The 23,842-nt window shown below is 36.1% G+C and carries 25 protein-coding genes; 13 read left to right on the top strand and 12 right to left on the bottom strand.

Annotation, left to right across the window (positions count from 1 at the left end; genetic code table 11):
• Nucleotides 1-23: 23 nt before the first annotated feature.
• From accB to ICJ85_RS04460, 5 genes are all read left to right on the top strand, one after another.
• Nucleotides 24-512 carry an acetyl-CoA carboxylase biotin carboxyl carrier protein gene (accB, locus tag ICJ85_RS04480; protein ID WP_188222586.1) on the top strand — a complete coding sequence of 163 codons (489 nt, stop codon included), beginning with the start codon at nt 24-26 and terminating at the stop codon, nt 510-512.
• 65 nt (nt 513-577) lie between these two features.
• Complete coding sequence (accC, locus tag ICJ85_RS04475; protein ID WP_188222585.1) at nt 578-1,933, top strand: acetyl-CoA carboxylase biotin carboxylase subunit; 1,356 nt, start codon at nt 578-580, stop codon at nt 1,931-1,933.
• Between the two features lie 296 nt (nt 1,934-2,229).
• Entirely contained in the window at nt 2,230-3,345 is a 1,116-nt protein-coding gene (locus tag ICJ85_RS04470; protein WP_188222584.1) for an NAD(P)/FAD-dependent oxidoreductase, read from the top strand.
• A gap of 24 nt (nt 3,346-3,369) precedes the next feature.
• Nucleotides 3,370-4,053, top strand: coding sequence for a monofunctional biosynthetic peptidoglycan transglycosylase (mtgA, locus tag ICJ85_RS04465; RefSeq protein ID WP_188222583.1), 684 nt, complete (start codon nt 3,370-3,372; stop codon nt 4,051-4,053).
• On the top strand, nt 4,040-4,504 hold the full coding sequence (locus ICJ85_RS04460; protein WP_194420809.1) for a GreA/GreB family elongation factor: 465 nt from the start codon (nt 4,040-4,042) through the stop codon (nt 4,502-4,504). Before mtgA ends, ICJ85_RS04460 begins: the two co-directional genes overlap by 14 nt.
• Before the next feature lie 2 nt (nt 4,505-4,506).
• Here ICJ85_RS04460 and ICJ85_RS04455 read toward each other — a convergent pair whose 3' ends face one another.
• Nucleotides 4,507-5,421, bottom strand: a complete 915-nt coding sequence (locus ICJ85_RS04455; protein ID WP_188222582.1) for an ABC transporter ATP-binding protein — start codon at nt 5,419-5,421, stop codon at nt 4,507-4,509.
• 47 nt (nt 5,422-5,468) lie between these two features.
• Nucleotides 5,469-7,553, bottom strand: a complete 2,085-nt coding sequence (locus ICJ85_RS04450) for a prolyl oligopeptidase family serine peptidase (protein ID WP_188222581.1) — start codon at nt 7,551-7,553, stop codon at nt 5,469-5,471.
• Nucleotides 7,554-7,802: 249 nt separating this feature from the next.
• On the opposite strand from ICJ85_RS04450, the gene ICJ85_RS04445 reads away from it, so the two are divergent.
• Nucleotides 7,803-8,759 carry a M28 family metallopeptidase gene (locus ICJ85_RS04445; RefSeq protein WP_188222580.1) on the top strand — a complete coding sequence of 319 codons (957 nt, stop codon included), beginning with the start codon at nt 7,803-7,805 and terminating at the stop codon, nt 8,757-8,759.
• A 47-nt stretch (nt 8,760-8,806) separates the two neighbouring features.
• Here the strand turns inward: ICJ85_RS04445 and ICJ85_RS04440 are convergent, their stop codons facing one another.
• The 5 genes from ICJ85_RS04440 to ICJ85_RS04420 all read right to left on the bottom strand — a co-directional run bounded on the left by ICJ85_RS04440 (nt 8,807) and on the right by ICJ85_RS04420 (nt 13,623).
• Nucleotides 8,807-10,138 (bottom strand): MutS-related protein, encoded by a 1,332-nt coding sequence (locus ICJ85_RS04440; RefSeq protein WP_188222579.1) that lies wholly within the window; start codon nt 10,136-10,138, stop codon nt 8,807-8,809.
• A gap of 126 nt (nt 10,139-10,264) precedes the next feature.
• Entirely contained in the window at nt 10,265-11,254 is a 990-nt protein-coding gene (locus ICJ85_RS04435; protein WP_188222578.1) for an aspartate-semialdehyde dehydrogenase, read from the bottom strand.
• A gap of 150 nt (nt 11,255-11,404) precedes the next feature.
• A complete protein-coding gene (gene mscL / locus ICJ85_RS04430) occupies nt 11,405-11,806 on the bottom strand; it encodes a large conductance mechanosensitive channel protein MscL (RefSeq protein ID WP_188222577.1) in 402 nt (133 codons plus the stop codon).
• A 64-nt stretch (nt 11,807-11,870) separates the two neighbouring features.
• Entirely contained in the window at nt 11,871-12,977 is a 1,107-nt protein-coding gene (gene alr, locus ICJ85_RS04425) for an alanine racemase (RefSeq protein WP_188222576.1), read from the bottom strand.
• Nucleotides 12,970-13,623: a thymidine kinase gene (locus ICJ85_RS04420; RefSeq protein ID WP_188222575.1), complete on the bottom strand. Its 654-nt coding sequence runs from the start codon at nt 13,621-13,623 to the stop codon at nt 12,970-12,972. Before ICJ85_RS04420 ends, alr begins: the two co-directional genes overlap by 8 nt.
• Nucleotides 13,624-13,729: 106 nt before the next feature.
• Between ICJ85_RS04420 and ICJ85_RS04415 the strand changes: the two genes are divergently transcribed.
• From ICJ85_RS04415 to ICJ85_RS04400, 4 genes are all read left to right on the top strand, one after another.
• Nucleotides 13,730-14,473, top strand: a complete 744-nt coding sequence (locus ICJ85_RS04415) for a hypothetical protein (protein ID WP_188222574.1) — start codon at nt 13,730-13,732, stop codon at nt 14,471-14,473.
• Nucleotides 14,473-15,147: a 16S rRNA (cytidine(1402)-2'-O)-methyltransferase gene (gene rsmI, locus ICJ85_RS04410; protein WP_188222573.1), complete on the top strand. Its 675-nt coding sequence runs from the start codon at nt 14,473-14,475 to the stop codon at nt 15,145-15,147. Before ICJ85_RS04415 ends, rsmI begins: the two co-directional genes overlap by 1 nt.
• A gap of 22 nt (nt 15,148-15,169) precedes the next feature.
• Entirely contained in the window at nt 15,170-15,514 is a 345-nt protein-coding gene (locus ICJ85_RS04405) for a HopJ type III effector protein (RefSeq protein ID WP_188222572.1), read from the top strand.
• An 84-nt stretch (nt 15,515-15,598) separates the two neighbouring features.
• The gene (locus tag ICJ85_RS04400; protein ID WP_188222571.1) at nt 15,599-16,168 is read left to right on the top strand and encodes a uracil-DNA glycosylase family protein; all 570 of its coding nucleotides are present in this window, start codon (nt 15,599-15,601) and stop codon (nt 16,166-16,168) included.
• Here the strand turns inward: ICJ85_RS04400 and ICJ85_RS04395 are convergent.
• Nucleotides 16,165-16,887, bottom strand: a complete 723-nt coding sequence (locus ICJ85_RS04395) for a toxin-antitoxin system YwqK family antitoxin (protein WP_188222570.1) — start codon at nt 16,885-16,887, stop codon at nt 16,165-16,167. The genes ICJ85_RS04400 and ICJ85_RS04395 overlap by 4 nt on opposite strands.
• Before the next feature lie 74 nt (nt 16,888-16,961).
• Nucleotides 16,962-17,552, bottom strand: coding sequence for a carboxymuconolactone decarboxylase family protein (locus ICJ85_RS04390; RefSeq protein WP_188222569.1), 591 nt, complete (start codon nt 17,550-17,552; stop codon nt 16,962-16,964).
• 60 nt (nt 17,553-17,612) lie between these two features.
• Here ICJ85_RS04390 and ICJ85_RS04385 point away from each other — a divergent pair, with 60 nt between their 5' ends.
• The 3 genes from ICJ85_RS04385 to recJ are packed head-to-tail and all read left to right on the top strand — an operon-like array spanning nt 17,613 to nt 21,649.
• Nucleotides 17,613-18,032: an OsmC family protein gene (locus tag ICJ85_RS04385; RefSeq protein WP_188222568.1), complete on the top strand. Its 420-nt coding sequence runs from the start codon at nt 17,613-17,615 to the stop codon at nt 18,030-18,032.
• A gap of 11 nt (nt 18,033-18,043) precedes the next feature.
• On the top strand, nt 18,044-19,948 hold the full coding sequence (locus ICJ85_RS04380) for a peptide-N-glycosidase F-related protein (protein ID WP_188222567.1): 1,905 nt from the start codon (nt 18,044-18,046) through the stop codon (nt 19,946-19,948).
• Nucleotides 19,949-19,957: 9 nt separating this feature from the next.
• Nucleotides 19,958-21,649: a single-stranded-DNA-specific exonuclease RecJ gene (recJ, locus tag ICJ85_RS04375; protein WP_188222566.1), complete on the top strand. Its 1,692-nt coding sequence runs from the start codon at nt 19,958-19,960 to the stop codon at nt 21,647-21,649.
• A 4-nt stretch (nt 21,650-21,653) separates the two neighbouring features.
• On the opposite strand, the gene ICJ85_RS04370 is transcribed toward recJ, so the two are convergent.
• The 3 genes from ICJ85_RS04370 to ICJ85_RS04360 all read right to left on the bottom strand — a co-directional run bounded on the left by ICJ85_RS04370 (nt 21,654) and on the right by ICJ85_RS04360 (nt 23,815).
• Nucleotides 21,654-22,424: a M90 family metallopeptidase gene (locus ICJ85_RS04370; protein ID WP_188222565.1), complete on the bottom strand. Its 771-nt coding sequence runs from the start codon at nt 22,422-22,424 to the stop codon at nt 21,654-21,656.
• Between the two features lie 32 nt (nt 22,425-22,456).
• Nucleotides 22,457-23,218 carry a UDP-2,3-diacylglucosamine diphosphatase gene (locus ICJ85_RS04365; RefSeq protein ID WP_188222564.1) on the bottom strand — a complete coding sequence of 254 codons (762 nt, stop codon included), beginning with the start codon at nt 23,216-23,218 and terminating at the stop codon, nt 22,457-22,459.
• 144 nt (nt 23,219-23,362) lie between these two features.
• Nucleotides 23,363-23,815, bottom strand: coding sequence for a 6-pyruvoyl trahydropterin synthase family protein (locus tag ICJ85_RS04360; RefSeq protein WP_188223120.1), 453 nt, complete (start codon nt 23,813-23,815; stop codon nt 23,363-23,365).
• Nucleotides 23,816-23,842 lie beyond the last annotated feature (27 nt).

The following is a 23,842-nucleotide window of genomic DNA, read 5'->3' as shown; positions in this document are numbered from 1 at the left end:
CCCAATAATTAATTAATACAATTATGGACATTAAAGAGATTCAAAACTTAATCAAATTTGTAGCAAAATCAGGTGCAAGTGAGGTTAAATTAGAAATGGATGACATTAAAATCACCATTAAAACAGGATCAGACGAGGCAACTACAGTACAGTATGCCCCTATGCCAGCAGCACAAATTCCACAAGTAGCAGCGCCAGCTCCGGCAGCAGAAGCAGCACCAGCGGCTCCAGCAGCAGCTACACCAGCAGCTCCAGCAGCAGAGGAATCAAAATATATCACAATTAAGTCGCCAATCATTGGTACATTTTATAGAAAACCATCTCCAGATAAGCCATTATTTGTAGAGGTAGGTCAAACTATAGCTGAAGGTGATGTACTTTGTATCATTGAAGCGATGAAGCTTTTTAACGAAATTGAATCTGAAGTATCAGGTAAGATTGTTAAGATTTTAGTTGACGATTCTTCTCCGGTAGAATTCGATCAACCGTTATTTTTAGTAGATCCATCTTAATTTGAAGTTTAAAGTTTAAAGTTCAGTCGAACTTATAAACCCTAAACTCTTAAACTCATAAAGATATGTTTAAAAAAATACTGATTGCCAACAGAGGGGAAATAGCACTTCGTGTTATTAGAACCTGTAAAGAAATGGGCATCAAAACGGTTGCAGTATATTCTACAGCCGACGCAGAAAGTTTACACGTAAAGTTTGCTGATGAAGCGGTTTGTATTGGACCTGCTTTAAGTAGCGAATCGTACTTAAAAATGTCTAATATTATAGCGGCTGCTGAAATTACAAATGCAGATGCTATTCACCCAGGATACGGGTTCTTGTCAGAAAACGCTAAGTTTTCTAAAATCTGTGAAGAACACGGTATCAAGTTTATCGGTGCATCTCCCGAGATGATTGATAAAATGGGAGACAAAGCCAATGCGAAAGCAACTATGAAAGCCGCTGGAGTACCATGTGTACCTGGTAGTGATGGCGTTATTAACTCTTATGAAGAGTGCGAAAAAGTAGCGAAAGAGACAGGATTCCCTGTAATGCTTAAAGCTTCTGCCGGTGGTGGAGGTAAAGGTATGCGTGCAGTTTGGAAGAAAGAAGACTTAAAAGCAGCATGGGATTCAGCGCGTCAGGAAAGTAAAGCAGCTTTCGGAAATGACGATATGTACATGGAAAAACTTATTGAAGAGCCAAGACATATCGAAATCCAAATTGTTGGAGATGCAACAGGAAAAGCTTGTCACCTTTCAGAAAGAGACTGTTCAGTACAACGTCGCCACCAAAAGTTAACCGAAGAAACACCATCTCCGTTCATGACCGATGAGTTAAGAGAGGAAATGGGAGCTGCAGCGGTTAGAGCGGCAGAATACATTAAGTACGAAGGTGCTGGAACGATTGAGTTCTTAGTTGATAAGCACCGTAACTTCTACTTCATGGAAATGAACACACGTATTCAGGTGGAACACCCAATTACAGAGCAAGTGATTGATTTCGACTTGATTCGTGAGCAAATATTAGTAGCGGCAGGAGTGCCAATTTCTGGTAAAAATTATTTACCAAACTTACACTCTATCGAATGTCGTATTAACGCCGAGGATCCTTATAACGGATTCCGTCCGTCTCCAGGAAAAATTACGGTATTACATGCTCCGGGAGGACACGGTGTGCGTTTAGATACTCACGTTTACGCGGGGTATACTATTCCACCAAACTACGATTCTATGATTGCCAAGTTAATTACAACAGCGCAAACCAGAGAAGAAGCCATTAGTAAAATGAAACGTGCTTTAGATGAATTCGTAATCGAAGGTATTAAAACCACGATTCCTTTCCATCGTCAGCTTATGGATAATCCCGATTATGTTGCGGGTAATTATACCACCAAGTTCATGGAAGATTTCGTTATGGAAAAGCCCGTTGAAGAAGAATAAAACAGTAAAAGACTCCGGAAGTAATTTCGGAGTTTTTTTATGCTGTTACTTTTCCTTATTAAAGAAGGCGATGTTTGCTCTATTCGAGAGTTTATATTTTAAATTAATGAACTCATGAATATTAGTATTTCTCAAGTCGCTTTTTAGTTAAAGATAATTGCTCGACGTTTGTGTCGAGGTTTCCGTTAAAATTGTTATTCCCCTGTCAATGGGAATCATAATAAAAGAGCTCCAACAATGGCGTGATCCTAAACACGAAATCACTATTTTTACTAAAATCAAACCATCAAAAAATAGTGAACCTCTCCTATTGGGAAATAAAATCTTGGCTTTGTAATACCGACTTTACTATTGTGGGAAGTGGTATTGTAGGTTTAAGTTGTGCTTTGCAATTAAAAGAGCGATTTCCTAAATCAAACATTTTAATTTTAGAGCAAGGATTCTTGCCTCAGGGAGCTAGTACAAAGAATGCTGGGTTTGCGTGTTTTGGTAGTTTAAGTGAGGTTATAGAAGATTTAAAGACACATTCAGAAGAGGAAGTCTTGCAGCTTGTAAAAATGCGTGTAGATGGTTTAAATCTTTTAAAACAAACTTTAGGAGAAACATCCATAGGTTATAAAAATTACGGTGGTTACGAGTTGTTCTTGAAACATGATGATTTGTATGAATCGTGCTTGACTCAAATGAATTCAATTAACCAGCTGTTAAAACCGGTTTTTAATGCTCCGGTTTACAGTAAAAAATCAAATGTTTTTAAATTTGATAATATTAAAGAAGATTATGTATTCAATCCTTTTGAAGGACAAATAGATACAGGTCTTTTGATGGTAAGTTTGCTTAATAAAGTGCAGTCTAAAGGCATTAAAATTATAAATAGTTGTCGTGTTGAAAGTTTTACCGAAAGTGGGAATTCAGTAAAAATAAAAACCAATTTATTTGAGTTTTCAACTTCAAAACTGTTAATTGCTACCAATGGTTTTGCCTCACAGCTAATTGGTGAAGAGGTTAAACCAGCAAGAGCGCAAGTGCTTATTACCAAACCCATAAAAGATTTACATATTAAAGGCACATTTCATCTAGATAAAGGCTATTATTATTGTAGAAATATAGACAACCGAATTTTGTTTGGTGGCGGACGAAATTTAGATTTTAAAGGTGAAGAAACAACCGAATTTGGTGAGACAGAGCAAATTCAGAATAGGCTGGAAGAACTATTAAAAACGGTTATTTTGCCTAATAAGCCTTTTGAAATTGAACATCGTTGGAGTGGAATTATGGGTGTTGGTGGCCAAAAAAAAGCCATTGTAAAACAATTGTCTAATCACGTGTTTTTTGGTGTTCGTTTGGGAGGAATGGGAATCGATATGGGGAGCTTGGTAGGTAAAGAACTTGCCGATTTGTCTAGCTGTTAATTTCAAAATTAGATTTAATATTACATGAAAAAACTGTTTCGGTTTTTATTTAAAATAGTTGTGTGGTTTGTTGCCATCACGATGGGTTTTGTTGTTTTATTTAAATGGGTTCCGGTACCGGTTACGCCATTAATGGTTATACGCTATTTTGAACAGGATAGTGAACAAAGAACCTTTTGGAAACACGATTGGGTATCTATAAACGAGATTTCCAAAAACATGCAATTGGCGGTCATTTGTAGTGAAGACCAAAACTTTTTAAACCATAATGGTTTTGATATAAAAGCTATTGAAAAGGCTATAGAATACAACAAAAAAGGCAAACGCGTTAGAGGTGGTAGTACGATTACTCAGCAAACCGCAAAGAATGTGTTTTTATGGCCAGAACGCAGTTGGTTACGTAAAGGGTTAGAAACCTATTTTACGGGATTGATAGAGCTTATATGGAGTAAAGAGCGTATTATGGAAGTGTATTTAAACAGTATTGAAATGGGGAAAGGGGTTTATGGAGCAGAGGCTGCTGCTCAATATTGGTTTAAAAAGCCAGCAGCTAAATTAACGCAATATGAGGCTGCTGCAATTGCAGCAGTATTACCAAGTCCACAACGATATAAGGCTAATCCAGCATCGGCTTATATTCAGGGGAGAAAAGCTTGGATTGTTAAACAAATGCATTTTTATGGTCCGTTTTCCTATGACAAAAAATAGTATAGAAATAAAACAGGCGCTTTACAACCAGTGTGAGATTTTAGTGTCTAAACGTTTAGACGTGGTAAAACAACAAATTGCTCAAATTCAGGAATCGTTAACATCGGAAACAAAAAGTACGGCAGGCGATAAACATGAAACGGGAAGAGCCATGCTTCAATTAGAACGTGAAAAAGCCGGACAGCAATTAGCAGAAATCAATAAAATTAAGCAGGTGCTTTCTAAGATTGATATTAAAGCTTCAGCCACTAAAGTGAGCTTAGGAAGTGTTGTTTTTACTTCTCAAGCTAATTATTTTATAGCTGTTAGCTTAGGTGAGCTAAAAGTTGATGAAGATGTGTTTTATGCCATATCACCAAGTACACCAATAGGTCAATTACTATTGGGAAAAGCTGTACATGATGATATTAACTTTAGAGGAAATGGGTTTACCATCCTCAATATTCTGTAGACTTATTTTAAGACAGATAAAAGGATCTCTTCATCATTACTCAAAGCATGTTTGTGTTCAAACAGTATGGAATTTCCATTTAAATCGGCTTCTATCAAATACGAAGTTCCTCTGTAATAAGCTTGTTTTACAGTTGCTTTTAAAGTCCCTTTTTCACTGACTTGTAATTGGTGTGCGTATACAATACCATGATTTTCAATTTCATTATACTCTCCAAAAAAAGCAGCTATTAATTTGTTTTTCGGATTATTGAATAGGCTTTGTGGTGTGTCTTGAGCCATAATTTTCGCATCGTGTAACACAATAATCTCATCTGAAAAAGATAGCACATCATCTTTATCATGGGTCGCAACAATACAAGTAATTTGATGATCTTTTAAATATTTAAAAAGGCTACGTCTTAGCGATTGTTTTTTAAAGTTATCTATATGACTAAAGGGCTCATCTAACAATAAAATTTCGGGCTCCTTTGCTATAGCTCTGGCAATGGCTACACGTTGTTTTTGTCCGCCACTTAATTCTTTCACTTTTACATTTGCATAGGGTTCTAATTCTACTACTTTAAGAAGTTCATTAATGCGGTCCTGTTTTTCTTCAGGATAAAAATTAGATAAGAAAGCGCCTATATTTTCAGAAACAGAAATGTAAGGCATTAAGTCGAATTCCTGCGCCACGTATTTCATAAAATCATAGCCAACAACCAAATTATAATCCGGACCCAGAATTTGATTGTCCTTCCAGAAAATTTCACCTTCAGGTAAATCGTAATAGCCGTAAAGTAATTTTAAAAGTGTGCTTTTTCCAGAGCCACTTTCACCAATAATTGAGATGTGTTCTCCTGGTTTGGCGGAAAAAGAAATATTATCTAAAATAGCCTGTTTCTTATAGCGAAACGACAGGTTTTTTATCTGTAACATATTGTAAAAGTAGGTTAAAAAATGTTTGAAAAGAAAGGGTTTGGGGTTTATAATGTGCTTACATCTTCTAAATTTTCTTCAATCGAATTGGGAAGAATTTTAAAACCCATATTGTAAAGCGTAAAACCAAAAATATCGGCATATTCGTCTATAGTTTTGCTTATAGGGGTTCCGGCACCATGGCCAGCATTGGTTTCAATACGAATAAGTGTTGGGTTTATTCCTGACTGTTTACATTGTAATTCAGCCGCAAATTTAAAACTGTGGGCAGGCACCACACGATCGTCGTGGTCGCCTGTAGTAATTAAAGTTGCAGGATATTCAACATCCTGTTTTACATTGTGTAATGGCGAATAGTTTTTTAAGTATTGGAACATGACTTTGTTGTCTTCGGCAGTTCCGTAATCGTAGGCCCATCCCGCACCTGCGGTAAAGGTATGATAACGCAACATGTCTAAAACACCAACGGCAGGTAAAGCTACTTTGGCCAAATCAGGACGCTGAGTTATAACTGCACCAACTAAGAGCCCTCCATTAGATCCTCCTCGTAGTGCCAGATATTCAGAGGTTGTATATTGATTGTCGATAAGATATTCAGCGGCAGCGATAAAATCATCAAATACATTTTGTTTTTGTAGTTGAGTGCCCGCATCGTGCCATGCACGACCGTATTCTCCACCACCACGTATATTGGGCACAGCTAAAATGCCACCTTGTTCCAGCCAAATAGTGTTTGTGATGCTAAAAGCAGGAGTTAAACTAATGTTGAATCCGCCATAACCATAAAGAATAGTCGGGTTTTTTCCGGTAAGTTGAATATTCTTTTTATAGGTAATGAGCATGGGGACTTTTGTACCATCTTTTGAGGTATAAAAAACCTGTTTACTCTCGTAGTTTTCCGGATTAAAATCTATAGCAGGCTGCCAATAGGTTTTGGTATTTCCTGTTTCGGGATTCAATTCAAAAATACTAGTAGGTGTTTTATAATTCGTAAAACTAAAATATAATTTAGAGGCTTCTTTTTTACCTGAAAACCCACTGGCAGTGCCTAACCCTGGTAGTTCGATATCTCTAATGTGTTTTCCTGACCAATCGTACTGTTTAACCTGAGAAATGGCGTCAATCATATAATGTGTAAACAAATAACCGCTACCTTTTGTCGGGGTGAGTACGTGCTCTGTTTCAGGAATAAAATCTTCCCAATATTCCGGAGTTGGGTTTGAAGCATCTACTTTTACGATACGTCGGTTTGGTGCATCTAAATTAGTGACTAAAAATAGTGTTGAACCTTCATTATGTATCACAAAAGTATCACTGTAATCTTCATCTAAAATGGTAATGAAATCGCCGTCAGGAACATTTAAATCTTTAATTAAAAGTTTGTTTCCAGATGTTGATATTCTTGGAATAATAATTAAATATTGGTTGTCTCGAGTGACATGCGCATTGATATAGCGATGCTTTTGCTCTTTTGTTCCACCGTAAATAAGGATATCTTCCTTTTGAGAAGTTCCTAATTTGTGATAGTATACTTTATGTTGATCCGTTTTTGCTGAAAGCTCACTGCCCTCAGGCTTATCGTAACTTGAATAATAAAAGCCTTCGTCTTTGTACCAGGAAATGGCGCTGAATTTTATATTTACCAATGGAGCTTCTAAAAGACCTTTAGTTTCAGCATCTAGAACCTTGACTTTGCGCCAGTCACTACCACCTTCAGAAATAGAATAGGCTACAAGTTTACCACTTTTTGAAAAACTTAATTCGTCTAAAGAAATGGTACCGTCTTTTGAAAACGTATTCGGATCGAGGAAGATTTCAGGTTGTTCATCTCCCTTTTTTCTGTAAACGACACTTTGGTTTTGTAAACCATTATTTTTTGAGAAATACGTGTAATCCCCCTCGGTATAAGGCGCACCAATTTTTTCGTAATTCCATAAATGCGATAATCTATTTTTTAAGATATTTCGGAAAGGAATTTTCTCAAGGTAATCAAAAGTTGTTTTATTTTGTGCTTTTACCCAGGCTTCTGTTTCAGAACTTCTATCGTCTTCTAACCAACGATACGGATCTTTTACTTCAACATCAAAATAAGTATCTACAACATCAACAGTTTTTGTTTTCGGGTATTTCACAGGCTATAATTCTCGAGGGTTTACTTTGCTAAATATTGAAAAATCGTTTTGAAAAAACAACTAAAAATAACGAAAATACCCTGGTTTACGTTGTTCGTCTTAAAAGTTTATATTTTCGTTTTTAAAACCCTTACTTTATTTTTAATTACAATTGTTTTATGAAATGCCATTATCAAAATGTTTAATATCAATTGATATGTTAATTTGGGCATTTTATCTAACAACTAAATTTCAATAATATATTAGCAGATGAATAAATTCTTATTAGCGTTATTAGTTTCAGCCGGTTCGTTATCGGTGTTTGCTCAGGATGAGGTCACTGAAAAGGAAATTGAAAGCCATATTAAATTTTTAACCTTAGAGAAAAATGGCGGACGTTATCCAGGGACAAAGGCCAACAAACGAGTAGTGAAGTACATTATAAAAGATTTTAAATCTTCGGGCATACAGGCTTTCGAAACAGGATATAAGCAACCTTTTGAAGCTAAGTTACGTGTAGCCGAAGGAGAGCCAGAGAAGCCACTGGCGTCTACCTGTAATGTTATTGGTTTTATTGAAGGTAATGATCCTGAATTAAAGAATGAATATATTGTATTGGGTGCCCATTACGATCATTTAGGATTGGGTGGACCATCGTCGAAATCAGATAAAAAGAATGCCATTCATTTTGGTGCTGATGATAATGCCAGCGGTACAGCCGCTTTATTGGAGATATCTGAAAAACTGGCGGCCCATAAAGATGAATTAAAGCGCAGTGTTATTTTTATTGCCTTTGGTGCTGAAGAGCAAGGATTATTAGGAAGTAAATATTTTACAGAACATCCGTTAGTGCCACTCGAAAATATTAAGTTGATGATTAATATGGATATGGTTGGAAGGTTGAATGATAAAAAACAAGTGTATATGGGAGGCGCAGGAACCTTTCCTGGAGGTGTCGATTTTATGAAAGACCTGGGCGTTTCGTTAGGCTTAAATCCGGGAGTGCATGCCGGTGGTGTAGGTGGCTCAGATCACGTGTCGTTTTATAAAAAAGGGATTTCTGTTTTAGGAATGCATACCGGCGGACATCCGCAATATCATACTCCTGAAGATACTTTAGAATTCATTAATTTACCGGGAGAGAAAATGGTATGTGAATATATTTTTCAAACCATTTTAAAGAAGGCGTCTTCAGCAGAAGAGCTATATTTTATCAATCAGGATTAATAATATAATAGTTGGTCTATCGTAATTGTTATTTAAGTGACTTTAAATTAGTTGTTTGTTAAGGTCTCTAAAAGTTCCATAATTTTTTCTTTTTTGAGAATATGCATGCCTAATCTTTCATTGGATATTCCGTTTTTTAATTTATAATTATAATTTGGTATATCATTATTTAGTTCGGAATCAAAATATTTGAATTTAATGTTTTTATTGTTGATGAGTTTTTCGGCGACTTCAGTAACGTGTGTAGAGATAAAAAAAGTACTTTCGGAGATGTTGGCAAAGGATTTTGTTATTAATAAAGAGCCATCAAAAGCATCTTTAACGTTAGTTCCTCTAAACAATTCATCAAATATTATAAACAAGTTTTTTTTCTGTTTGATTTTTATGAGTGTTTCTTTAATACGGTTGACCTCGCTATAAAAATGACTATGTCCTAAATTTATATCATCTGATAAGTTTATGGTTGTAATAATTCCATTATAAATTGAGGTTGTCATTTTTGTTGCGGGAATAGGAAAACCTATATGAGCTAAATAAATAGATAAGCCAACTGACTTTAGAAATGTTGATTTACCTGCCATATTAGGACCTGTTAAAAAGCATAAGTTTGTTGGGCTTTTAATGTTAATTGTATTAGGGATTGCTTTTTCTAATAAAGGGTGATAAAGATCTTCAACGTATAGACAGGAAACTTTTGAATTTGAATAAGTTGGAAAAGCTAAATTTTTTAGTTTTGAAATTTTAGCAATTGAAACGAAGGCGTCTAAGGAATAAACAATTTCTATAATTTTACTTATTTCATTTTTATATTTTTTACGGAATAGATTATCTAACTTATTTGTTTTTAAGGGTTTTTTTATGGTGCTTTTGTTGTATATTGGTTTAAAGTCATGATTGTTTATTATCTCTAAAATGTATTCTTGGTAAGAATTGAGTTCATTAGGTAAGTTATTTTTATTTAATGAAACCATTTTCACTTTGAGTTCAACTAATAAATTTATTAAATGTTGAATTCCTGTTTTTATTATATAGTAGTCATTTGTTGGTTTGATACGATAAGATAAATCCTGAAAAAGAGCATCTAAGCGAGTGTTTGGTAAAGGAGCGATGCCTAATCTTTTATAGTGCTCAATATAGTCTAATTGACTATAATTAAGTTTTAAATCAAAATCTGTATCTGCTAAGAACTTAATTAGTTCGGTTCTTTGATTCAACTTATTGATATCCGCAATGGGATTATTCATAAGGTCAATTAAAAAATTCTTTCCGCCAAGTGTTTTAGTTTCATCATAAAAACTTAAAATCGAATTAGTATTTCTACTATTAGAAAAAATCCCTAAGTCTTTTTTTGTTTGTTTATCTAATTCGAATTCAGTCATCAAGAACATTTTTAATTTTACATAAATGTAAGATAATAATGTTTTGTAATAAATGCCTACAAGTTAATTTAAAATAAAAAGCTCCTGTAGAATTACAGGAGCTTAATATAATATCTGGTTATACTGTTATACCAGGTTGTTTTCAACTAAGTATTCAGCAATTTGAATTGTGTTTGTTGCAGCACCTTTACGTAAGTTATCGGCAACAATCCACATGTTTAATGTGTTTGGTTGAGATTCATCGCGTCTTAAACGACCAACAAAAACCTCATCTTTATCGTGTGCTAAAATTGGCATTGGGTACGTGTTTGTAGCTGTATTATCTTGTAAAACTACACCAGGTGTTTCGGTGATTAACTGTCTTACTTCAGCTAAGGTGAAATTATTCTCAAACTGTACGTTTACAGATTCACTGTGCCCACCAGCCGTAGGAATACGAACGGCAGTTGCAGTTACAGCGAAAGAACTGTCACTAAAGATTTTTTGTGGTTCTTTAGCTAATTTCATTTCTTCTTTAGTATAGCCATTTTCCATAAATACATCACAGTGTGGCAATGCATTTCTACCAATTGGGTAAGGATACGCCATTTCACCTTCAACTCCAGCAATCTCATTTTCTAATTGTTGTACTGCTTTAACCCCAGTACCAGAAACCGATTGGTAAGTTGAAACAACGATACGTTTCATTTTATAAGCTTCGTGAAGTTTCGATAAAGCTAATACCATTTGAATGGTAGAACAGTTAGGGTTCGCAATAATTTTATCGTCTTTGGTTAACTCATCAGCGTTAATTTCAGGAACGATTAATTTTTTTGATGGATCCATTCTCCAGGCAGAAGAGTTATCTACCACAGTAGTGCCTGCTTCAGCAAATTTGGGAGCCCATTCTAATGAAGTGTCTCCACCTGCTGAAAAGATAGCGATTTGCGGTTTTGCAGCAACGGCATCAGCTAAACCAATAACGGTTAATTCTTCGCCTTTAAATGCTATTTTCTTTCCTACAGAACGCTCTGAAGCGACTAATAATAATTCTGTAACAGGGAAGTTACGTTCTTCTAATACTTTTAGCATCACTTCGCCAACCATACCAGTGGCACCAACAACAGCTACTTTCATCTTTTATAATAGTTTAAATCTTGTACTTAAATTTTTCGAGTGACAAAACTAACTATTAATTCCATTTTAAAAATAAAAAAAAGCCTTAGATTCTTTAAAACCAAGGCTTTTTAACAACAAATAACACTTTGTTATTTATTTAACATGTAGTTATTTTTTAAGCAAATCTCTTATTTCTGCTAATAAATCTTCTTGTGACGGACCTTTTGGAGGCTCTGGAGCAGGTTCTTCTTTCTTCTTCATTTTGTTTACGCCTTTTACAATTAAGAACATTACAAAAGCTACAATAATGAAGTCGATAACATTGGTTAGGAATGCTCCCCAAAGTACTGATACTTCACCTTCTATAACGCCATCGGCATTGGCCACGCCTTCTGAGATGACCCATTTTAAATCTTTGAAGTCTGCATTGAAGATTAGACCAATTAACGGCGAAACAATACCACCGGTAAACGACGTAACTACTTCTTTAAATGCAGCACCCATTACAAAACCGACAGCAATGTCGACTAGGTTGCCTTTCATGGCAAATTCTTTAAACTCTTTTAACATATGAAGTTATTTTATAGTTAGTGAGTTACTAAAGTAGTTAAAATCTTTAAAAGATGTAAACGATTTATTTCAAAAAAACACGTTTTACACGTTGAGAAACAGAGGTTAACAATTCGTAGGAAATGGTGTTTGCAGTTTCGGCAAAATCTTCGGCAGTTGTATTAGCATCAAACAAGATAGCTTCATCTCCTTCTTTACAAGCTATATCGGTAACATTAACCATAATCATATCCATACACACATTACCAACAATAGGGGCTTTTTTACCATTGATAATGGCGTAGCCTTTACCATTGCCGTACTGTCTGCCAATACCATCGGCGTGACCCAAAGGTAAGGTGGCGGTTCTAACAGGAATTTTACTGGTGAAAGCTCTATTATAGCCTACCGATTCTCCTGGCTCAATATCGTGAATTTGAGAAATAACGGTTTTTAAAGTGCTAATAGGCTTAAAGTTTTTATTTTCCTTTTCAGAATTTCCATAGCCGTAAAGTCCGATGCCACTTCTTACCATATCGAAATGCGCCTCCGGGTAATTTAATATTCCCGACGTATTACACATATGCATTATGGGTTTAAACCCGATAGCTTTTGTCAAGGTTTCAGCAATACGTTTAAAGCTATTGATTTGATTTAAAGTGAATTCACGTTCGTTTAAATCTTCACTGGCTGCTAAATGTGAAAAAATAGATGTTAAATGAATAGCCTCAGTCGATTTTAAGGTTTCAGCTAAATAATCCACTTGATGTTCAGCAAATCCTAATCGGTTTAATCCGGTGTTAAACTTAACATGTATCGGATAGTTATTATAGTTTAAAGCAGAAGCCACTTCTATAAATTCCTCTAAAATTTTAGGACTGTATAAATTAGGTTCCAGTTGGTGTTTTATTAATGTTGTAAAGCTTACCGTTTGCGGGTGCAATACCAAAATGGGTTTGGTAATGCCTTCTTCACGAAGTTGAACGCCTTCATTGGTATAAGCTACAGCAAAGTAATCGACATTTAAGCTTTCCAGGTGTTTGGCAATTTCACAGGCATCGCTACCATAAGCAAAAGCTTTTACCACAGCCAAGAATTTGGTGTGTTTTGGTATTCTTGACTTTAAATGATTTAAGTTGTGTTCCAGCGCTTTTAAATCGACTTCTAAAATGGTCTCTTCCGCTTTAGGCATTGTTATCGGTATCTTTGGGTTTGGGAGTAAGTTGTTCAACATCGTTTACCTTAATATTTCGCACTTTATCGCGCATGGTAGCCTTGTAATAAGCAGCACGGCTTAATGGTTCGTACTCGTCGGTTTCACCTAAAAGTACCAGGCTGTCGTTGGTAGATTTTCTATAACTGTATTGGGCTAAATTTCCTGTTCGGGTGCAAACGGCGTGTACTTTGGTAACATATTCGGCTGTAGCCATAAGGTTTGGCATGGGGCCAAAAGGATTGCCTTTAAAGTCCATATCCAGACCAGCGACAATAACACGAACCCCTTTGTTGGCTAAATCGTTACAAATACGTACTATTTCATCATCGAAAAATTGTGCTTCATCAATACCTACAACATCGCAGCCGTCGGCAAGAATAGGAATATTTGCAGCCGCAGGAACAGGTGTCGATCGAATTTCATTATCGTCATGCGAGACTACCATTTCATCATTGTATCGCGTATCGATGGCCGGTTTAAAAATTTCGACTTTTTGTCTTGCAAACTGGGCACGCTTTAATCGGCGGATGAGTTCTTCGGTTTTACCGGAAAACATTGATCCACAGATCACTTCTATCCATCCAAATTGTTCTTTATGATTTACTGTATTTTCAAGAAACATTTCGTAAATTTAACACTAAAATAAAGCGATTATATGTTTGTATAAAGGTGAACTAAATTTATTAAAAATCAAAAACCTTAATCACATTAATTTTAATATTGTAGCTATGAAGAAGAAACTAGAATCTGAGTTGGTCAGTATTGCACATAGAATTTTAAAACTAAAAGGAAAGGAAGATGTACTTAAAATGCATGCCGAAGCAACACTTCTTCTTGAAAAGTTATCGGTGTTAAAGTTTTCGTATGAACATTTTGATGGTGAAATGCCTGTTATAGGTGAAGATGCTTCTTTTTATGGTGTAATTGATTCATCTTATAACGATAAGATTAGCGATAATCGCGAAATAGACGATAGGTTATTTGTTAACCTTGATGAAAAGGAAGATGATGGCATTATGGAACCTGCCATTGAAAAGATAAAAAATATGGTGGCATTTATGCCAGATATAGCTCAGGAGCCTAAACAAACCGTGGAGGATATTTTGCCAAAAACAGAATACCATAAAAACGATTTGGAAGATCTTACCGCAGATTATAAAGATATGCCTATTTTTGACCCCGTTCCTAAAGAACAGAATGGTCAATCTAACGATAAGAAATCGTTAAACGATAAGCTTAAAAATGGAGGCTTAGCCATAGGGTTGAACGATAAGTTGGCATTTATAAAACATCTGTTTGAAGGTAATGGCGCCGATTACGATCGTGTCATTTCACAAATCAATACTATTGGGTCTTTTGCCGAAGCTAAGGAGTTTATAGAAACCATGGTAAAGCCAGACCATCAGGGTTGGGCTAACAAAGAAGAGTATGAGGCACGATTTATGGAGATTATTGAAGGTAAATTTAATTAATGAGTAAACTTTACATAGTACCAACACCCATTGGGAATTTAAAAGACATGACCTTTAGAGCGATTGAAGTTTTAAAGGAGGTCGATTTAATATTAGCTGAAGATACCAGAACTTCAGGCAAACTATTAAAACACTTCGAAATTTCAACCCATATGCAGTCGCATCATATGCATAACGAGCATAAAACCGTTGAAACTATTATCGAGAAATTAAAAAGTGGTACTTCGGTGGCTTTAATTAGTGATGCCGGTACACCTGCTATTTCCGACCCCGGATTTTTATTAACCCGTGCCTGTATAGAACACAATATTGATGTGGAATGTTTACCTGGTGCCACAGCCTTTGTACCTGCTTTGGTGAATTCAGGAATGCCAAACGATAAGTTTGTATTCGAAGGGTTTTTGCCTGTAAAGAAAGGACGTCAGACGCGATTTTTATTGCTTGCCGAAGAAACCCGAACCATGATTTTTTACGAAAGTCCGCATAAACTGGTGAAAACTTTAGGGCATTTTTGTGAGTATTTTGGTGAGGACAGACAGGTGTCTGTATCTCGTGAGCTTACTAAGTTATATGAAGAAACCGTTCGTGGAACCGCAAAAGAGGTTTTAGAGCATTACACCAACAAACCACCAAAAGGTGAAATTGTAGTTGTAGTTGCAGGAAAAGGAAAATAAATTGAATTAAGAATAAAGAAAAATGACATTAGAAACGTTTAAAGCTAAATTACAAACAACACCTGAAACAGTGGCGTTTAATGATACTATGGCAACCATTGAAGCTAATTTTGAATTTACACCAACCGCATTCAAAAATGGAGAATTGCAAAATGAAGCCGGGCAAAATTCAGGGTCTTGTAAATTATTTGCTTTTGCAAAGCAACAGGGGTTTACAAAAGAAGAAACCTTAGCTTGCTTTGGTAAATTCTATTCAGAAGAGGTATTAAACGATCCAGAAGGCACAGGGCACCAAAATATTAGAAACTTTATGAAAACCGGTTTTGAAGGTTTATCTTTCGAAGGCGAGCCTTTAACAGCGAAATAAAAGGTTTTAAAATTTTATATATTTAAAACGTTTTAGTGTCTTAGTGATGCTAAAGCGTTTTTTTGTTTTAATTATTTATTATAAATGCAAGAGGTTTTACAAAATATAAAACAATGCACGATCTGTAAAGATGTTTTACCCTTAGGGCCAAGACCGGTTGTGGTAGCACACCCGGAGTCTAAAATTGTTATTGTAGGTCAGGCGCCAGGAACCAAAGTACATGAATCAGGCGTTCCTTGGGATGATGCCAGTGGTAAACAATTACGAAGCTGGTTGGGTGTGACTCCAGAAGTGTTTTATGATGCAAAGAAGTTTGCTATTATACCAATGGGGTTTTGTTATCCCGGAAAAGGAAAAACCGGTGATTTGCCTCCACGACCCGAATGTGCCCCGCAGTGGCATCAACCTGTATTTGATCATTTGAAACAAGTTGAGTTAGTACTGCTCATCGGTATGTATGCTCAAAATTATTATTTGAAAAATCAAGTCAAGAAAACCTTAACCGAAACGGTAAAAAACTATAGCGAATATCTGCCAAAATATTTACCCTTACCACATCCGTCACCACGAAATCGGTTTTGGTTAACCAAAAATCCGTGGTTTGAAGCCGAGGTAGTGCCAGTGCTTCGAGATCATGTTCAGAATATACTTTAAAGTTCTCTAAAAAGCATTTGGTATTTCATAACCTCTTGTGGATTCTCTTTAACATTAATACGTTTTAGTTCTTTACCATTTTCGTCTCTTTCAATAATAAAGGCTTCGTCACCTTGTGTCTTCATTTGTATAAATAGTTTCAACGAGCCATCTTCATTATAAAGTTTAGTCGCTTCAAAATTGTCGTAGGTTGATGATATTTGTTCGGAGAAAAGAATGCCATTTTTTAGATGTTGTGTTATTTTTTTGCCATCTTCAATAAACATCTGCGCTACCATTTCCCCAATACTGTTATAAGTTATAGACTCTATAACATTTCCGTTTTTTATTTTAAGTTCAGTTTGAATGTCTCCGTTTTCAAAGTATAAATAAGATTTACCATATTTTACATCGTTTCTGTAGTGGTTTAGGGTTGTTAAGTTTCCAGAAGGGGAATAGAGACGTTCTTCTCCGTGGCGCCTTCCGTTCTTGTATTCCGTTTTAGAAAATATATTACCATTATTATGGAAAACGATGTTTTCTCCGTTCAGTATGCCTTTTATAGTATTAAATTCTTCCCATTTCGATATTTTATTGCCAACAACAAAATAGCCGTCCAGAAACTCATGTGTTTCGCTATTTCTATAGTAGGAAATTCCGTCATAAGCATCAACGTAATAATCACTTCTTCCAATAAGTTTAAAATCTGATTCAGATGGGGTGTTTTTGCAATTAGTCAATGAGCTAAGAATAAGTAATGTTATTAATTTTAATGTGTAGTATGGTGTTTTCATGTAAATGAAGTTGCGATGCTTTATACGTGTTTTCCCTGATTCCAACCGTGTTTACCTAAATAGTGTGTGCCGCTTTCAATGGCACCGCTCTCAATGGTTGTGGACATACTATCATTCCAACGGTTTAAATAACCAAACAGAGAAATAACACCTAACATTTCAACAATTTCACCTTCATTCCAATATTCATATAATCGGGTTTTAATAGCATCGTCTACGGCATTCGGAATTTGTGATGCTGCTAAACTAAAATCTAAAGCCGCCCGTTCGGCTTCACTAAAAGCAGGATGAGTACGGTACTCCCAAATATTATCCAGTTGTTCTTGCTCGGCACCATAGCGTTCGGCAGCCCGAATGGCATGTGCCTGACAATATCTGCAACCTGCGGCATTGCTGCTAACCCAGGCAATCATGCGTTTAAGAGCCGATGTGAGACGTCCTTTATTTGCCATAACTGCTTTATTCAGGTTGATAAACGCCTGGCTTATTTCAGGGCGATGTTGCATCGTTAAAACCGAGTTTGGGCAAAAGCCAAGCGTTTCATTAAAGAACTCAGCCAGTTGTCTGGTTTCCGAATCGTGATTGGCAGATAAAGGCGAAACTAAAGGCATAAATTTATTTTTTAGTAGTATTTTTGATATCTACAAGTAACAAAAAATATTTCACAAACTATGACAAATCATATTACTACAACCTGGCTTGGAAACATGAAATTCGAGAGTACAAATCCGTCTGGACACAATTTGTTTATTGATGCAGGTCCTGAAAACGATGGTAATGGAGAAGGTTACCGTCCTAAGGCTTTGATGTTATCTGGATTGGCAGGTTGTTCAGGTTTAGATGTCGCTGCTTTAATTAAAAAGATGAAACTTGAGGTGGCCAATTTTAAAATTGAAATCAACGCAAATTTAACGGAAGAACACCCAAAATATTACGATAAGGTAGAGATGAATTTTCATTTTTTTGGTGATAATTTAGATGAGAAAAAGTTGCAAAGAGCGGTAGACTTATCGGTTGAAAAATATTGTGGTGTTATGGAAATGTTTCGCCAATTTGCCGATGTACAAGTCAACACGTTTTTTAACAACTAAAATTACCACCATTGAATACTATTAAACTCTTTTTCTGTATTGTTTTTATTGGCTTTTTAGGCCAGTCACAGGAGCAAACCCACGTTATATCTCATGATGAAGAAACGATAGTAACCGATCCATCTAAAGGAACCAATAGTTATAAACGCACTGCGGTATTCCCAAAAGCTTCAGAAGACATTCGAAGCATTATTTTAAATTTAAAATTCGAGTGTCCAGACAAAATGCGTTGTGCCGACTGGGATTATGTCGATCATATTAAAGCACGTCAAAAAAATGATACCACGGTTTACGAAATAGCAAGAATGCTAACACCTTATGGTGGGTTTTTTCAAAAAGACTGGGGTTTTGAATGGCGTGTAGATGTTACTGATTTCAGTTTAATTTTAAGAGATGAGGTTGAAATTGATTATATCCACACGGGTTATGAAGACAATAAAACCCGTGGTTGGAAAGTCACTGTAGATTTTGAAATTATTTACGGAACACCAGTGGCCAATCTGTTAGCGATTCATAAAGTATACGATGGAAATTTCAAATATGGTTATAAAGACGATCCTATTGAAAATTATTTGGTGCCGGTAACATTCAGTGCACATGCTAATGCTGGGTTTTCTAAAATGAAAATACTTCAAACTGGTCATGGTATGGATGCTAATGGTTGTGGTGAGTTTTGCAGTAAGTACCGCGACATTGTATTTAATGGTAAGGTTATAGATCATAAAGATTTATGGATGGAATGTGGCGATAATCCGTTATTTCCACAGGCAGGAACATGGATTTTCGATCGTGCCAATTGGTGTCCGGGATATTTACTACAACCCGATGAGATGATGCTAAATACCGAAGCAGGAAAACCATATACCGTTGATATAAATATGGAAGCATATGAAACCGAAAAACCAAGCGCCAACGAATTGCTATCGGCTGTCGTAGTAGAGTATGAAGCACCAAATGCAAAAAATGATGTCACACTTGTTGATATTGTGCAGCCGTCTAAACGATTAATTCATAGTCGAAAAAATCCGTTTGGAGGATTTCCGGTTATTCAGGTGAAAAATAATGGGAGTAACCCGTTAAAGAAAATGACCATTCAGTATTTTATAGAAGGTGAAAAACCGAAAAAATATGAGTGGACAGGACATATTAATTTTGGAGATGAAGCGGCGATTACTTTGCCAACAGAAGTGTTCAGTAAACAGAAATATGCCAAATTTCATGTAGAATTGTCAAAACCAAATGGTAAACGTGATGCTTTTAAAGCTGATAATGCATTAGAATCAGATTACGAACGTCCGGATATTTTTCCAGACACTATAGTGGTTCGTTATAAAAGCAACAACAAACCTTGGCAAAATACGTATAGCATTCAAAACAGTTTTGGAGATGTCGTTTTTACAAAAGATAGCATTAATGTGAAACCAAGTACAGTAATTCAAGATACGATTGCCTTAAAGCCGGGGAACTATAATTTTAAATTTGATGATACTGAAGGTGATGGATTGGAATTTTGGTATAAAGCTAAAGACGGTCGTGGTGAAGTTAAATTATTAGATGCCAACGGTAAAGCCATTAAGCAATTTGCCTCCGATTTTGGTAGTGGTATTAATTATTATTTCTCTGTTCAGACTGATATGTCTTACGAATTGGATAATGAACCTTCAGTAGGGGTGTTTCCTGCGCGTACTCAAGGACCTATCACTTTGGATTACTTCTGCAATACGCCATCGGAAGTGAAAGTGCTTCTTGTGGATCAGGAGAATGAATCTGATGTTGTAGAAAGCCATTCATATAAAAACTTCAGTAAAGGATCACTGTCCTACGATTTGTCATATTTACCTGCGAAACGTTATTATATTAAGGTGTATGTGAATGAGAAGGAAGTGTATAAAAACAGAATACGTTTAAAAGAATAAAAGAAATACATGCGCTGGACGATTAAGCCAAAGCCAGAAGCCGATAAACTAGCATCTTTAAAGGAAGCTTTACAAGTAGATGATATAACCGCCACGTTGTTATTGCAGCGTGGTATTGAAACGTTTGATGAAGCGAAAGCCTTTTTTCGCCCCGATTTAAACCAATTGCATAATCCATATTTAATGAAAGATATGGATAAAGCTGTTGCTCGAATAGAACAGGCCTTTGCTAATAACGAAAATATTCTGGTGTATGGCGATTATGATGTTGATGGAACAACCTCGGTAGCCTTGATGAGTTTATATCTTAAAACGCGAAGTGATTTGGTGGCCACTTATATTCCCGATCGTTATGATGAAGGTTACGGCGTTTCCTTTAAAGGTATCGATTTTGCCAGCGATAACGATTTTACGCTTATTGTCGCTTTAGACTGTGGTATTAAAGCGATTGATAAAGTGGCTTACGCAAAAGAAAAGGGCATCGATTTTATTATTTGCGACCATCACAGGCCTGGCGATACCATTCCGGAAGCCATTGCTGTTTTAGATCCAAAACGTAATGATTGTGAGTATCCGTATAAAGAGTTATGTGGTTGCGGTGTTGGTTTTAAACTCATTCAGGCTTTATCCGAACGGGAAGGAAAAACCATTAAAGATTTAGTCGGGTATTTAGATTTGGTAGCGACAGCTATTGGGGCTGATATTGTTCCGATTACGGGAGAAAACAGGATTCTTGCTTTTTACGGATTGAGAGTGATTAATGGGTTTCCGCGTCCGGGAATTAAGGCGTTGCTCAATCAGGTGAATAAGAAAAACGAATTGACTATTACTGATGTCGTCTTTACCGTAGCTCCTCGAATTAATGCTGCCGGACGTATGAAACACGGTAATTATGCGGTGACCTTATTAGCAGAAGAAGATGAAGATTTGGCTACCAAATATGCCGAAGAAATTAATGCTTACAATGAAGACAGACGTGAAACCGATAGGCGCATTACAGAAGAGGCTTTAGAGCAAATTAAAGAAAACAAGGAAGAAGACCGAATCACCTCGGTGGTATACCATGAAAGCTGGCACAAAGGAGTTATTGGTATTGTAGCTTCGCGTTTAACCGAAACGTATTATCGTCCAACATTGGTGTTTACTAAAAGTGGTGATAAACTAGCCGCATCTGCGCGCTCTGTTGTAGGCTTCGATGTGTATAATGCTTTAGAAGCCTGTAGCGAACATATTGAACAATTTGGAGGACATAAATACGCCGCTGGATTAACCCTTAAAAAAGAGAACTACGAAGCCTTTAAGCAAGCTTTTGAAGATGAGGTGACTAAAACCATAGACAGAAGTCTGTTGGTTCCTGAAATTAGGATAGATTCCCAAATTAATTTAAACGATATCACACCTAAATTTTATAGAATATTAAAGCAGTTTGCGCCATTTGGGCCAAGTAATATGACACCGGTTTTTATGACTAAAAATCTAATGGATACGGGTTGGGGAAAACGTGTTGGAGCCGATCAAACACATTTGCGTGTTACCGTAAAACAATCCGATTCTAATCCAATGGTTGGTATTGGTTTTGGCTTGGGCGATAAAATGGATATCATTTCAAGTCAGGCACCTTTTGATGCCGTGTATTCGGTTGATGAAAACGAGTGGCAAGGCAATGTATCTTTACAACTTAAGTTAAGGGATATTAAATAACCTCTTAATTTATTTGTTTACTGTGGAAACACCTTTTTAGCATTTGATACAAATCGGGATGCTTTACTTTCATACGTTCAGGTTGTTCAAAGAAGTATTCTGAAGCAACAGCTAAAAATTCAGCTTCGTTGGTACCACCATAATGCCTAATGTCAGACCTGTTGTTGTTTATGGCTTCCATTTCTTTATGAATGGTTTTTAACCAGGGAATAACATAAGGATATTGTATTAAGGCTTCTGGCACACCATCGGTTATACCGTCTGTATTATCTATTAAATGAATAAATTCATGGATGCCAGTGTTGAAATTATCACGTTTACTATCAAATCCTTCGTGAAGTGCTTTTCGTGATAAAATCATTTGGTTTTTTAAGCGGCCGTTGCCAACTACACCGGCAATTTGTCGTTTTTTATCGGTTTGTTTGTATCCAAAGTCTTCATTAAAATGATCGGGATAAATTAAAACGGTACTTAAATTATTATAATGCCATTCAGGAAAGTAAAATACGGGAATAACAGCGCTTGAAGCAACCAGAATTTTATCTAGGTCTTCCAGCTGAAAACCAACAGATTCAACAAAAACCTCACTTAAAAACAACATCATTCTGTTTTTAAATCGTTGTTGTTCGTTTGGTTTTAAAGCTTTATAAAATTGCACATTTTGAAGTAATAGATTGTGCCAGGATTTAGGAAACGGATTTGGCTTTTTTCGTCGTGTTGAAACAACAGCATAAATACCAAAAAGTACAATTAGGACAAATAGAATACCGAACATAAATTGTACTGTTTTGAACGTTTGTTTAATAATTATTTAGGATTGAAAACTTTTAATTCCAATTGATTTCCATCAAAAACACCATAGGTGTAATACGAAATCCAATCACCTAAATTAACGTATTTCGATTGCTCATTTAAATCAATTTCTAAAGGTAAATGGCGGTGACCAAAAATAAAATAATCGCGGTGTTCGGTTTCTAATTTACGTTTGCAGTATTGTACCAGCCATTCGTTGTCTTCACCAAGAAATTTAGCATCGTCGTCGCCAGAAATAAGTTTGTTTTTAACCGACATATATTGCGCTAACTTAACGCCTAAATCGGGGTGTAACCAGCGAAATAACCATTTTGAAAACGGATTTGTGAACACTTTTTTCATGCGTTTATAGCCCTTGTCCCCAGGACCTAAACCATCGCCATGACCAATAAAAAATATAGTGTCGTTAAAGGTGAATTCCTGTGGTTTGTGGTAAACCGGAATGTTAAGCTCTTCTTCGAAATAGCCGTTCATCCACAAATCGTGATTACCAACAAAAAAGTAAACCGGAATGCCGGAGTCTGTTATTTCGGCGAGTTTACCTAAAGTTCTTGTAAAGCCTTTAGGAACTACGGTTTTGTACTCAAACCAGAAGTCGAATAAATCGCCTAATAGAAAAATAGCCGCAGCATCTTGCTTTACGTCATCTAACCAGGCAACGAATTTTTTTTCGCGTGGTAATGAGTCTTTTGCAGTTGGTGCGCCTAAGTGATTATCGGAGGCGAAATATATTTTTTTTCCTTCTGGAATTTGCATGTTGTAAATATAATAATTCCTGCGACTGCAGAAATCTCATTATGTCGTATTTATTTGCGGTTTGCGTTAGCGATTGCAGCGGCATCCTTTTTTTAAAAAGATACAGCGTAAAGCGCGACCCGAAACGTAGTGAAGGGTGACGCCCTATAAATTATCGTTAGCATACCACTCGGCAAACGAACTATCGGTTTCCTGAAGTTTTAACGAGTGTAGGGTGATATGCTCTGGTAAACGTTTCATAATCTTTTTAGCAAAGTCGATAACCATCATTTCACTGGTTGGTTGATAGTCTACTAAAAGCACATTGTGACCGCGATCTTCAAGCTCTTTGGCAAGCTCGACATGAGGTGTGTTTTTGTTAAAAACTGTAGCGTGATCGAAGACATTTACAATCTCTTCCTTTACAATTTTTTTAAGGTCACCAAAGTCTATAACCATACCATATTTCACGTTATTTTTGTCTGAAATAGGTTTTCCAAATACCGTTACCGATAGTTTGTAGCTGTGTCCGTGTACGTTTTTACACTTACCGTCGTACCCGTAAAGGGCATGTCCAGTTTCGAAAGAAAACTGTTTCGTTATGCGGATATAGGTCATCAAAATGAAAATATTTTATACAAAGAT

This window comes from Aestuariibaculum marinum, from assembly GCF_014596975.1.
GTDB classification, from domain to species: Bacteria; Bacteroidota; Bacteroidia; order Flavobacteriales; family Flavobacteriaceae; genus Aestuariibaculum; species Aestuariibaculum marinum.
Note: the sequence above shows the minus strand (reverse complement) of the source record. Positions and strands in the feature narration are given on the sequence as shown.